The sequence below is a fragment of the Bacteroides sp. OF03-11BH genome, from assembly GCF_003604005.1.
Lineage (GTDB): Bacteria > Bacteroidota > Bacteroidia > Bacteroidales > Bacteroidaceae > Bacteroides > Bacteroides ovatus.
This window is the reverse complement of the sequence record NZ_QTMW01000023.1, coordinates 71,291-84,295: the sequence shown is the minus strand read 5'-3', so window position 1 is coordinate 84,295 and position 13,005 is coordinate 71,291. Positions and strand designations below refer to the sequence as shown.

Annotated in this window: 12 protein-coding genes; all 12 read left to right on the top strand. The window is 38.9% G+C overall.

Annotation, left to right across the window (positions count from 1 at the left end):
* The first annotated feature begins 353 nt into the window (after positions 1–353).
* The 12 genes from DXA54_RS17110 (at position 354) to DXA54_RS17050 (ending at position 12,932) form a co-directional block, all read left to right on the top strand.
* Positions 354–1,559, top strand: coding sequence for a VapE domain-containing protein (locus DXA54_RS17110; RefSeq protein WP_371682958.1), 1,206 nt, complete (start codon positions 354–356; stop codon positions 1,557–1,559).
* Positions 1,560–2,069: 510 nt separating this feature from the next.
* A complete protein-coding gene (locus tag DXA54_RS17105; RefSeq protein WP_133304693.1) occupies positions 2,070–2,501 on the top strand; it encodes a hypothetical protein in 432 nt (143 codons plus the stop codon).
* Between the two features lie 158 nt (positions 2,502–2,659).
* Positions 2,660–4,042: a family 43 glycosylhydrolase gene (locus tag DXA54_RS17100; RefSeq protein ID WP_120080155.1), complete on the top strand. Its 1,383-nt coding sequence runs from the start codon at positions 2,660–2,662 to the stop codon at positions 4,040–4,042.
* Between the two features lie 223 nt (positions 4,043–4,265).
* Positions 4,266–5,657 (top strand): MotA/TolQ/ExbB proton channel family protein, encoded by a 1,392-nt coding sequence (locus DXA54_RS17095; protein WP_120080153.1) that lies wholly within the window; start codon positions 4,266–4,268, stop codon positions 5,655–5,657.
* Between the two features lie 13 nt (positions 5,658–5,670).
* Positions 5,671–6,126 (top strand): ExbD/TolR family protein, encoded by a 456-nt coding sequence (locus DXA54_RS17090; protein WP_049703056.1) that lies wholly within the window; start codon positions 5,671–5,673, stop codon positions 6,124–6,126.
* Positions 6,123–6,548 (top strand): ExbD/TolR family protein, encoded by a 426-nt coding sequence (locus tag DXA54_RS17085; protein ID WP_049703055.1) that lies wholly within the window; start codon positions 6,123–6,125, stop codon positions 6,546–6,548. Before DXA54_RS17090 ends, DXA54_RS17085 begins: the two co-directional genes overlap by 4 nt.
* Entirely contained in the window at positions 6,523–8,055 is a 1,533-nt protein-coding gene (locus DXA54_RS17080) for a hypothetical protein (RefSeq protein WP_049703054.1), read from the top strand. Before DXA54_RS17085 ends, DXA54_RS17080 begins: the two co-directional genes overlap by 26 nt.
* A gap of 513 nt (positions 8,056–8,568) precedes the next feature.
* Complete coding sequence (locus DXA54_RS17070; RefSeq protein WP_165863264.1) at positions 8,569–9,561, top strand: hypothetical protein; 993 nt, start codon at positions 8,569–8,571, stop codon at positions 9,559–9,561.
* 18 nt (positions 9,562–9,579) lie between these two features.
* Positions 9,580–10,203, top strand: a complete 624-nt coding sequence (locus tag DXA54_RS17065) for a hypothetical protein (protein ID WP_120080149.1) — start codon at positions 9,580–9,582, stop codon at positions 10,201–10,203.
* Between the two features lie 13 nt (positions 10,204–10,216).
* Positions 10,217–10,654 (top strand): MG2 domain-containing protein, encoded by a 438-nt coding sequence (locus tag DXA54_RS17060; protein ID WP_120080147.1) that lies wholly within the window; start codon positions 10,217–10,219, stop codon positions 10,652–10,654.
* Positions 10,655–10,686: 32 nt separating this feature from the next.
* Positions 10,687–11,538: a hypothetical protein gene (locus tag DXA54_RS17055; RefSeq protein WP_120080145.1), complete on the top strand. Its 852-nt coding sequence runs from the start codon at positions 10,687–10,689 to the stop codon at positions 11,536–11,538.
* Between the two features lie 2 nt (positions 11,539–11,540).
* Positions 11,541–12,932, top strand: coding sequence for a hypothetical protein (locus DXA54_RS17050; protein WP_120080143.1), 1,392 nt, complete (start codon positions 11,541–11,543; stop codon positions 12,930–12,932).
* The last annotated feature ends 73 nt before the right edge of the window (positions 12,933–13,005 follow it).

The window sequence follows — 13,005 nt, the reverse complement described above, 5'->3', positions numbered from 1 at the left end:
GAAATAACAAAGGAGAATATAGTAAAAAATATAATGCGTCTGCCCTGATCATTGCAATGAAACTATATTATCACAATTATGATAAGATATTATCATGACTGTGATAAGATATAAATATCAGCACCAAAGATAGGGTTTAATTAGGAGATAAACAAGAAAGAACCGCATGAAACGCCAAGTTCATATTTATGAAAATGAGGGGATTAAAAAGTTGTAGATTCTATTTGAAGGTTATTATATTCGCACTCATTAAATACTAAAAACAGAATTTTATGAACAAGAAAAGTGTATTGCTAGCGTTGTGGCAGAAATTTGCGAGTCATTTTTGTAAAAGTGAAAAAAAAGACGAGTTAATGGCGTATATATCGGAGTCTTCAACAAGTCTTATGGAAACAAAGGAAGGTAAGGAAAAGGATACATCATGCAAAACGAAGAATTTGACCGAGAATGTGGAAAGTTTTTTGAAGGATCATTATGAGTTCCGTTATAATGTTCTGACGGAAGAAACAGAATTTCGTTCGTTGGAACGGATGAGCGAAGGATTCCAGTCGGTAAATCAACGTGTATTGAATACTTTATGTTTGGAAGCGCATGAAGCTGGCATTGCTTGTTGGGATCGTGATTTGTCGCGTTGCATTTATTCCACTCGTATTATGGACTATCATCCTTTCAGACTTTATCTGGATGAATTACCGAAGTGGGATGGTGTAGATCGTGTGTTGGCTTTGGCTCGACGGGTTTCGGAAAATCCCTTATGGGAAAAGGAGTTTCGCATTTGGATGTTGGGAATGACGGCACAATGGATGGGAGTAATGGGTGATCACGCTAATAGTGTAGCTCCTTTGCTCATCAGTACGGAACAAGGGTATTTGAAATCTACTTTCTGTAAGTCTCTGCTTCCGTCTGTGCTTCAGCGTTATTATATGGATAAAGTGGATTTGACGAGTCAGGGAAACGTGGAACGTAGACTGGCGGAGATGGGACTTCTAAACTTGGACGAGTTTGATAAATATTCTCCAGCAAAAATGCCTTTATTGAAAAATTTGATGCAGATGGCTTCATTGAGTTTGTGTAAGGCATATCAGAAAAACTACCGTTCATTACCCCGTATTGCTTCTTTTATCGGAACGTCTAATCGAAAAGATTTACTGACCGATCCAACCGGTAGCCGTAGATTTATTTGTGTGGTAGTGGAGCACCCCATTGATTGCAAAGCGATTGAGTATGAACAGCTTTATGCGCAGTTGAAAGAAGAAGTCTTGTCTGGTGAACGTTACTGGTTTACAAAGGAGGAAGAACAGGAATTGCAGAGGAATAATCTGTCTTTTTACCGTCAAGGTCCGGTAGAAGATGTATTGCGTTCTTGTTATCGTTCTGTAGAAAAAGGGGAGGAATGTGAGCTTCTTTCAGCAGCCGATATATTTCAATGTCTAAAGAAGAAGAATCCAGCGGCTATGCGTGGGGCGAATCCGGCAAGTCTGGCACAAATTCTAGTAACGGTGGGGATAGAACGTAAACATACAAAGTTTGGCAATGTGTATCATGTAATAGCAGTTTAAAGGGGCTGAAGTTGGGGTGAAAGGAGAGCCCTTCACCCGCTATCCTTCATGAATAGGAGGATACAGCGGAAAAGTGAAGGAGCGTAAAATAGTTTTGTGTTTTTTCTAGTAAAGATTCAGTTGGAGATGACATCATCGAAATAGGGAAACATTAAAAGTCCGGCAGTGATTTTAAAATAACTGCTAGGTTAATAGTAAATATTTTAATGTTTTATTGAATCAATTGTTTATTTTTGAACCTCTTTGGATGAAATGAGTACTTGGTTTCGTTATAATATGAGGATATTTGTATCTTGATTTTATAAAATATTTATGCCCATGGTCATTATCACACAAACTTTTTTTAGTTGTTGGAGCAGAGTTTTTTCGGATCATATATTGGAGATCGGTATAGGAATAGCTCTGTTCTTTTTTTGTATTCTTTATTGGAAGTATAAGAGATTGTATGTTCAGAGTGAATGTAAGTTAGCTGCTGTGACCTCTCGATTGGAAAAAGAACTTTCGGAAGAAATGAAAACAATAAATGAGTTGGAGATGGAGGTGAATCGTTTTAGGACGATTTTTAATAAGCAGTTTCGTGTAGTTAACAATTCTGTTTCTTTAAAGGATGCCGAGGCTTTTTATTTCTATGTATCATTATTAAGAAATCCTACTGTTGTGAATCTTTCTTCTATGGAGGAGTGGGAAAACTTGTTCCATTTTACAGATATTGTATCTAATAATTTCTGTACGCGTTTCTCGGAGAGATTTTCTTTTTTTAAATGGAAAGATTTGCGTTTATGCTGTCTGGTCAGATTGAAATTCTCTACTAATGATGTGGCTATCTTGTTAGGGATAAAAGAAGAATCTGTAATTAAAAATAAAGGTCGGCTGAAGAAACAGTTGGAAATGAATGTCAAACACTCTTTTGAAGTGTTTGACGAGTATATTGATCAATTCTGATAATGATTGGAATAATCTTGTAGAGCTTCTGTAAATGAGTATCTGACCTAAATTCATACCTAGAATGGTCTATTTTTGAACTTCAGACACAAAAGAAAAGTTTATCTTTGTTGTTTTCAAAGAAGAAGTATAAATAGTAGCATTAAAACGTTTGAAGTATGAAATTGACACACCTTTTGTTGGCTGGTCTGATAGGTTTGACTGGCTGTTCGCCGAAAGTAATACAGAAAGAAGTGCGAATGATAGAACTGCAAAATCCTATTTTGCCGGGATATTTCGCTGATCCGTCATTAGTGCAATATGATGGAAAGTTTTATATGTATGTGACAGCCGACCCGTGGGGAACGGACTTTCTTTCCTGTTGGGTGTCCGATGATTTTCAGAATTGGACGTTCCGTACATTGAACTGGCCTACTAAGGCTGCATGTACCACTCCTTTGTCGGAGACAAACAAGGTATGGGCACCTTCAGTCGTTCAAAAAGGGGACACTTTTTATATGTATGTCTCTGTCGGGTCTGAAGTGTGGTGTGGGAAAGCAAAACATCCGCTGGGACCATGGGAGAATGCATTGGGCAACCAGCCTATGATTCCGGGCGACACGACCAGGTATTATCATGTGATTGACGCGGAAGCGTTCGTTGATGATGACGGCAAATCTTATCTTTATTGGGGATCGGGATGGAACTGGACAAACGGACATTGTTTCGCTGCGGAACTGAATGATGATATGAGTTCTTTCCATACAAAACCTGTTGAAGTCACTCCGACCCGATATTTTGAGGCTCCATTGATGGTGAAACATAATGGAAAGTATTATTTGACTTATTCTGAAGGGAAAACTATTGATGAGACGTATGAAGTGCGTTATGCGGTCGGTGATAATCCGTTCGGTCCTTTTGCGGAAGCAGGTAATAGCCCGATATTGAAAGTGAATGACAGCTTACGGGTATATGGTCCGGGACACCATACTTTATTCTCTTATGGAGGTGAAGATTATATGTTGTATCACCGCCATCGATTGCCTTTTGTGAAAGGTACGGCGTATCGGCAAACCTGTATCAGCAAGCTGACTTTTGATGATGATAAGAATGAGATTAAGAATATTATTCCTTATCATACACAGGCATTTCCGGATTTGGTTAAAGAAAAGAGAGAGTATATTCAGCCCGAATCAGTGATAAGCAATTCTGTATTGGCCGATTATGCCGGCGCGGAGAATACTGTAGACCATAATTATAGTACCCGTTGGGAATCAGCTGATGGAGATGAAAATCCTGCATTGACAGTTTCGTTTGGCGATGTTGTAGCTATTGATACGGTTGAAGTGCGTTTTGAATATCCATGGGAGAAATATTATATGAAAGTAGAGACTTCTGTGGATGGTAAAGACTGGAATACGGTAACTGATTGTACGAAAGATGGTATTTCCGGTTCTCCTGTCAGTATTCCTGTAGCTGGTGAATGTAAGTTTGTGCGGCTTGCTTTTGCGGTATCCGAAGGAAATACCAAGCCGTCTGTTTGGGAGTTGTTGTTTTATTAAGAAATATGAGGATAGGGGAATATATTATTGATTGAATGAATCATTTTTGAACCTCTTTGAATGATTATTGAGGCTTTATTCATTGTTGTTGCTAGGATTTGGAGTTTTTTGATTGATTAGAGTACCTGTTTTTCTTCTATTTTTAAGAACTTTGTCCCAGTGAATTATTTCGATGATTGGTGATAGTTGTGATTTTTAAAATTATAAATAAAATAGAATAGACATGAATTGCATAAGAATGAAAATTAGCTTTAGAAAGAGTGTTTTGAACGTACTCATTTGGGGAGTAATGATGCTATTTGCTTATCCGCTTTCAGCACAAACAAATGGAAAGCCCAGCAAAGGATTGTATGAACTGTTTAGTACCAAAATACCGGATGGTGCACAGTGGGAAAAACCGGATAATAGATATGTACGCGACGGAGGATACTCTAAGAAGTCAGAAAACTATATATATTTGGATGACTCGAAGAGTCCGGCCAAACTGACGGGATTATCCATTCCTATCCGGGAGAATCCGGGTCCGGGCGAGTATCGTTATATCACTTTTGCCTGGATTAAGTGGGGAGGTGACCAAATAGGTATGCAGTTTCATGTATCAGATAAATCTGTTAATCAGAAGGGGCAAAAATATGACTTTACATATATAGCAGGAAAGTCAAAGGATGTGATTAATCCTTTGAAAGGACTTAGTGTGGGGGAAGTTCCAGGACATTGGATGGTAATGACACGTGACCTTTGGAAAGATTTCGGTAATATCACATTGACAGGAATTTCTTTTATCTGCCCTGAAAGACGTGATGCTGGTTTTGATGAAATATTTTTGGCTAAATCACAAGAGGATATAAAAAATGCTCCCAAGGTTCTGCCTAGTGAAATAGCAACTCCGGTTCCCGTAAATGAGGATGAAGAACAGTTGGTATATGAAGAAGCGGCTACAGACAAAAATGAACAGCCGGAAGGAGTACAGATAGACTGGGCTGCACAAATCAAGGCGGGTGGTTCAATGATGTATCCACTGTATTTGCTGGGACTAATCGCTTTGGTCATTGCGATACAACGATTGATAACTTCTCGTGAAGGTCGCCTGGCTCCGAAACCCCTTCGTGAGAGTGTGAATGAATGTCTGGCTAAGGGTGACCTGAAAGGGGCTTTGGCAGCATGTGACAAATATCCTTCTACATTGGCTAATTCTTTACGTTTCATTCTTGAACATATAAAGGCTGGAAGAGAAGCTGTCAGTCAGACAGCCGGAGACATGGCTGCTCGTGATATTCGTACTCATCTCGCACGTATCTATCCACTTTCGGTCATTGCTTCACTTGCTCCGCTGATCGGTCTTTTGGGTACGGTTGTCGGTATGATTGAAGCATTCGGGTTGGTAGCATTATATGGAGATGAAGGCGGAGCTTCCATTTTGTCCGATTCAATCTCAAAAGCTCTGATTACAACTGCCGCCGGCTTGATCATCGCCGCTCCTGCCATTGCTTTGTATTTTATCATTAAAAACCGTATTATGAGAATGGCTTCTTTGGTAGAGGTGGAAGTAGAAAATGTAATAACTACTCTTTATCTGGAGGAAGATAACTCAAAAGGGACAGACGTATCTAAATAAAAGAAGTACAGCCATGAGATTAAATTATGATGATGAAGATAAGGTAGAGGTGCAGATGTCTCCTTTGATAGACTGTGTCTTTTTGCTATTGATCTTCTTCCTCGTGACTACCATGATGAAGAAATGGGAAATGCAAATCCCATTGTCGCTTCCTTCGATGACGTCCAGCCTTTCTACTACACGTGCGGGAGAAGAGGCTGTTATCATTGCGGTAGATGAGGATAAGAATGTGTATCAGGTAGTGGGGCACGATGCTTATTCGGGAGAGAGCCACTATATACCGATTTCGGACTTACATGCTTTTCTGACTGAACTTCGTAATAGTGAGGGGACGGAAATTGCGATTGATGTGGCAGCTTACCGGACTGTTCCGGTGAGTACGGTGATAGAGATATTCGATCAATGTCAAATACAAGGGTTCACGCGTACACGTGTCCGCTTGGGAAGTAAACCATATTTAGGCCTATGAGACTATCGTTGTTTAATAATGAAGATGAACCGGAAGTGTCTATGTCGCCTTTGATCGACTGTGTGTTTCTGCTATTGATCTTTTTCCTTGTATCGACAATGACAAAGGTGAAAAACAGGGATATTCCGGTGGATTTACCTACTTCGGAGTCTGCGGTTAAATTGAAACCGGATGACAAACAGGCTATTGTGGGACTGGATGCTGAAGGTAACTTTTATTGGGACGGACAACCTTGTTCAACCAATTTTATGATGGAACAATTGCGGGAGACTTGTATCTCTGATCCGGGCCGGCGTATCCGCATCGATATGGATAAGCATACTCCGTTCGGCCGTTTTGTGGAAGTGATGGATGCTTGTCAGTTTTATAATTTAACGAATATAGGAATACGGACTTATGACGAAAACTACAACAGGGAGTAGCCGTCTGACGGTTATCCTGTCATGGATTATTGCACTGGCCTGTTTCGTGGGAGGAGCTTTGTTTATATGGATGATGCCGTCGCCGGATCAGGGAGCTATTGATTTGCAGGCGAAAAAACAAAAGTCTCCGAAAAGCGTCAGTGAAAAAATAAAGAAGGAGCAGTCGCAAAGGGTGCTTCCTGCCAACTATTCCGAGCAACTGGTTAAACAGTCGGAAGTGTTGGTTAAAAAGAATTTGGAGGATCAGCTTCGTAAGTTTCAGGAAATGGCCAAGAAGATGAGGGAACGGAAAGATGAGTTGTTGACTAAGGTGGAAACACGCCAGTTGCCGCGTTCAGCTCCTGCCGATGCTAATGATACATCAAAAGCAAGAAATATACCGCAAACTGGTAATCCTCCGGCGAATGCATCTGTAGAGGATATGTATGCTCTTTTGCGTGAATATGAAGCTGAAATACAACAGAATCATTTGGCGACTAATGCTGCCAAACAAGCTCTTTCGAGAGGACTTTCATTTCCTGAAGTGTATAATTCATTAAAGGCGGGTGCTTCCCGTATGCCAAGTTTTGACGAATTGATTCGGATGCAGGCAAAGGGTGGAGAATGGGGGACTTCGGATGGCAGTAATGCCAGTGCCGGTTTGAGTATAAAAAGTACGGCTGATTTGAATAACTATCGTGGATTGTTGGGACAAGCGACACGGCAGGCCGGACTTGCTCAATCACGTCTGGAAAATCTTTTCGGAGTAGTGAAGCAGGTAGGAAAACCTGGTGGAGGTGCCGGTGAAGGTAATGGTCAGCCTGGTGGAAGCGAAGGCGGAGGCAATGGAGATGGAAGCGGTAATGGTGGCATGGGTGAAGCAGCCCAGGGGAATGGGAACAAGCGACCGATGAATCATTATGCAGGCTCACGTTTGAATCAGGCAATGGTGAAAGCACAAGCTTTACCCGGACGTCGTTTTTCTAAGAATGCAGAACGCAAAGGGTGGTTGTATATCAACACCTGGTATATGATTGGTCCATGGGATAGTTATGGACGGGAAGATTTTTCGATTGTGCATCCACCTGAAATTTCTGTGGATTTTGATGCTGTATATACGGATGGACAGGTGGGGACGGGAATTATGGAAACGGATTCCGACCCGATTAAAGTGATTGGAGAAGAGGTGCATTTGGATGGAACATTGCGTTGGAAATTTATGCAAAGTGAGTCCATGCACAATACGGTACCTGTTACTACCGGAAATTCAACCTATTATGCTTATACGGAGCTTTATTTTGATGAGGCTACTACGATGTTGGTAGCTATCGGTACGGATGATAGTGGACGGGTATGGATCAATGGTAAAGATGTGTGGCGTGATTATGGTACCAGTTGGTATAATATTGACGAGCATATCGCTCCTTTTGAATTCAGGCAAGGATGGAATCGTGTTCTGGTTCGATTGGAAAACGGTGGTGGAGGAGCTTGTGGATTCAGCTTCTTGATTATTCCGCAGGATAAATAGATGTGTGTTTAAATAGAAAAGATTGTTTAAGGAATTAATTATTGGTAGAAGTTATGTGAAAGAGTTTTGCTCTTTCCATAACTCTCTTTTATAGCACGAATGGAACAAGAAGCAGTACACATAGGACAATTGATACAACAGGAATTATATCGTCAAGGGCGGTCTATTGTCTGGTTTGCAGAGCAACTGTGTTGCTCGCGAAGCAATGTTTATAAAATTTTCTCGAAGCCGGATATAAATACGCTCTTACTTCTCAAAATATCCAGTATTCTTCATTATAACTTCTTTCAATATTATTCGGATTCTTGGGATGAAGAAAAAATGTAAACTTTTTGGGTACATGTTTTATTTCATTATTTCAATTTTTCTCTATACCTTGCGAACATTAATTAAAGAAAGAGTACTATGATTGTTTCACCTTATTATAATAGAATGATGAAAATGAAATATGGCATTTAGATGTTATACTTAAATCTGTAAACTTATGAAATATATTTATTATTTGTATTATTATTGGAAGCTTGTTCCAAACTGCAAATAGATTTAGAAAAAGAATCGGAAAATTTCGGAATGACACGAAGCATGTATGTTGATGATGATAAGACTCTTCAATTGAAATTTGAATCTAGAGAAGATGATAACTTGGAGGTTCGTATGGAAGATATGAACCATATCTCTCTTAAAATCATATCTAATGAAAGAAAAATGCAAAGAGTAGGTATTATTCAATTGAAATTTAGGGATGTAAATGTGGGAGAAAATTGGCATTTGTATGAATTGCGAAATTCAGATTTATATGAATCTAATGGAGCAGACTCTGTTTATGAGGCTTCTATACATGAAGCTCGGATATTTAAATGTGGTGAATACGAAATTTGGGCAGAAGCTTCTTATAGAACAGAAGATGGGGTAGAGAAGATTATAACTTCTAATTTGTTGTATTTGACTTATCCTTATCCAGATGCATTCAAACTAAAGAAAATATTGGGTAGCGGGATGGAGGCTATTTGGTCTAGTCAAGTAAATCGAACATGGGGAAGCTTTTATGATTGGAAAAGATTTTATGGATGTATTATATATATGAGAAATAATGAATTAGAATTAGGTGAGGTTTGTGAATCACCTGCAGTTGATGGTTTTCCAAATTTACATAACTTTGAGGTCCTTTTTAATTGTGAAGAACATTATTTTCGAAACGAAGGACCAATTAGAGATGAACAAAAATATCTTGTAGGTGTCTTTCATACATGTATTATAATGGAGAACCGTTCGGATAGTATTTATAGAAAAGCAGGGTTAGAATCTCATGATTGCAAGCTTTTAAGATCGAGACCAATATTCCCCTTGTTATATATAGAATACAAAGAGAAGAAAGGCGATTGGCCTAATTATAGAATTTATGGAGGACATGGCGCTTCATACGACTGGGAATTATGTGTGGAAGGACATGGAGAAGCGAGAGATATAAAGGATAATGGCATGGATATAGGTTTGGCTTTTATGTAATCTATAAAAAGGTTTAATATGAAAATATCTGTATGTTTTGTTCTATTTATATTATATGTGTTCTGTATGGGAGAAATATTAGCGCAAGAAATAGATATTAGCTCTGTATGGACAGAGTGTCAAGCTCTACAGAAAGAATGTGATTGGAGATATCGAGATTATCGCGAGAGGAGATTTTTCACAAATACTTCCCAATGTCCACCACCACTTCCTTCTAATTTGCCCAATAAAATACAGAAAAGAAAAGCTCTGAAACAATGGGAGGAATTTGGTGAAAAGTGCTTGAATCTACGCTTGCGATTGATTAAGGTATCCCCAAAAACGTTGAGTAGATCCTCAAGAGATAGCTTAAAATTGATATCTGACAAGATGAGTTATTTGTCTTACCATGCAGTTGAGTGTATAGCCCATTTGAATATAAACAAAATCATGGAGAATAAGAGTTTGCGTATAGTTGCTAAACAATTGGAAGAGGAGAGCAGGAATACCCAACGAAAAATTAGAATAAAAAATGCTTATATAGAAGGTCTGTATGATGGATACGAACAATTATCTGTGGAGCAACAAGAGATACGTCGTGACTCTATTACAATGATAAGTGTTGCATTAGATTGTTATCGTATGGCTGCATATTGGAAATAAATAGATATTGCTGATGAAAAAGTGTTTATTCTCTATGTTATTACTTTGTTGTGCCCATATATTTTGTGTTCGGGCACAACATGTGATAACGTTTGATACACTTTTTCAGCGTGCCATGAACCAGATTCACGCTTATCCCCAGGAAAAAATTCATTTACACATTGACAGAGGGGTGTTTGTGCCAGGAGATACTGTGTGGGTAAAGGCATATTTGGTGCATGCAACATTTCACACCCGAATGGAAATAAGTCGTTATGTGCTGGTAGAATTAATTAATCCGTTAGATTCATTAATTAGCAGAGTAAAACTGCGTGTGAATGGAGAACATTCTTTTAATGGATATATACCTTTACCATTTCAGCTTCCGGATGGAAGATATACGTTGCGGGCTTATACTTCTTATATGATGGAAGAGGGAGAGGAATTTTTTTTCAACGCAAAATTTCAGTAGTTTCTCCGCGTTGGCTGAATACGAAGACTAGTATGAATTGTCGACTAAATGGAAAGAGGAGAGAGCTGGTAGGACTGGATATTCGTAATTTTTATGGAGAAAAGTTACCTTTAACAAAAGGACGTGTGTGCTTGAAACATGGGAAAACGAAAGAGGTAATGATAACCGATTCTTTTGTTACGATAGGGTTTTCTGATGAAGAAATAGCTTCGAGCCGAGCAATGCTTGTGGATATAACGGAAATTAATGGAAATCGGATGATGAAGTTTTTTCCTGTGTCTTCAGGAAATGTTGATTTCGATGTTGCTTTTTATCCGGAAGGTGGTTATCTGCTTGCCGGACAGGAATGTCGTATGGCATTCGAAGCGTTGGATAGATGTGGAAATGCGGTAGATGTGAAAGTGACTATCTTTGACAGCCATGATAACCAAATTGCTGATGCTTCAGTCTTTTATCAAGGGATGGGAAAGGTTTCTTTTTGTCCCAAAGCTGGTGAAAGCTATTATGCCTTATGTACGGTAGCAAATGGTTTAACAAGGAAAAAAGTTCTGCCTCAGGCACAAGTTGGCATTTATGGCTTGCGAGTAGATACGGATGAAAAGAACTTGAAGGTAAAACTTGTTTCAGCTTTCAGTGCCCCGAAAGAACCGTTATTGATTATAGCTCATGTGCGGGGGGTAGTTGTTTTTGCAGAATGGTGGTCGGAGAACGTAGAAGAGTTAGTTTTAAGAAAAAAGAACTTTCCGCCGGGAATAATTCAAATCCTTTTATTGGATGGGCAGATGAATATTCTTGGAGAACGACTTTCTTTTTGTTATCATGGACAGATGACGAGAGCGACTGTGCAAATGGATAAGGATTTTTGTTCTCCTAAGGATGAGTAACAATGAAAATAGGTCTGTCGGATGTCCGACGTACAGCTTCTTTGTCTGTGTCGGTAACCGATCTCCATGAGGTGGTGCCGGATACATGTTCCACAATAGTAAGTAATCTGTTGCTCACTTCTGAATTGAAAGGTTATATTGAGAATCCATCTTTTTATTTACAGAATAATGAAAGAGCACGGCAAGCGTTGGATTTATTGATGATGATACACGGATGGAGACGATATGATCTGTCGGCCGTAGCACGTGGAGAAATTGAAAAAGCAGAACGGACTCCCGAAACCAGCTTCACTATTTCGGGACGTGTGAAAAGGTTAAGTCCTTTTGAGTTGAAAAAAAGATATATATTTTCTTTCATTGGAGTGGGGTCTGATTATGGCAAGACCATCATTGTAGAGAAAGATGGCTATTTTAGATTAAGTGATATAGAGTATCAGGATGGGTTTGGAGTACAATTACAAGCAGTGTCTATCAAGAATAATAGTCGAGGCACGCAATATATAATGGTAGATGAAGAAGACTTTCCGCTTATACTTGCCGGAGTACCGCAACAATGGCCGTCGGAGACTGTGGAAGCCAATGCGGAATTTATACTTCCGTTGGAGAGTGGAATGCGGAATTTTTTACTTCCTACTCTGGAAGTAAAAGCACCTTATTGGGGAACGGTTAATTATGAAAAGATGGATAACAAGATGGTGAATAGCTCTGGCTTCAAGAATATGAAAGATTTGATACGTAGTATGGGGATACGAATTGTGAGTAAGTCACAGGGAGATATTACTTGTTTCTTTTATAATAAAACAAGAGTAATCATCTGTGTTGATGGAAAATATCAATCTAACAACTACGAACAGAATTTAATTTACGATACTCCTTTAAGCGATATAGGAGAAATAAACTTTTTGAAAGATGTAGAAAGGGAGATGGCATTAGGATTTTTAAAAGTAGAAGATACAAAGAAAAAATATTTTTTATACAAAGAATTTCAAATTCCTGCTTCACGGAAGACAATCCCTATTCTAAATATAAAAACTTATGATTTTATACAAAGGGAGGCTGCGTCGCATAAGGGAAAAAAGATGCCGATAAAGAAGAGGAGAGAACTTACATTGACCTCTGCCAACTATAAAACTATCTATCCTTTAGGGTATCAGAAGCCTATGGAGTTTTATACGCCTGTGTATGATACTTTAGAAAAGAGGGAGAAAGATTCGGACGACTATCGTAAGACCATTTTTTGGAAGCCGAATATAACAATTAATCCTTTAGAGCCCATGTCTGTTTTTTCTTTTTATGCGGCAAATAAAGAGTCGGTTTATTTGATTAAAATAGAAGGAATTACGGATGAGGGGGATATTATCTCCGAAACGAGATATTTAACTGTACATTTTTAATATGTCGTTTTAGAGAGTAATGAAAAAATGTAAACTTTTTGGGTACACCTATCTCTTTTTTCTTCTTATCTTG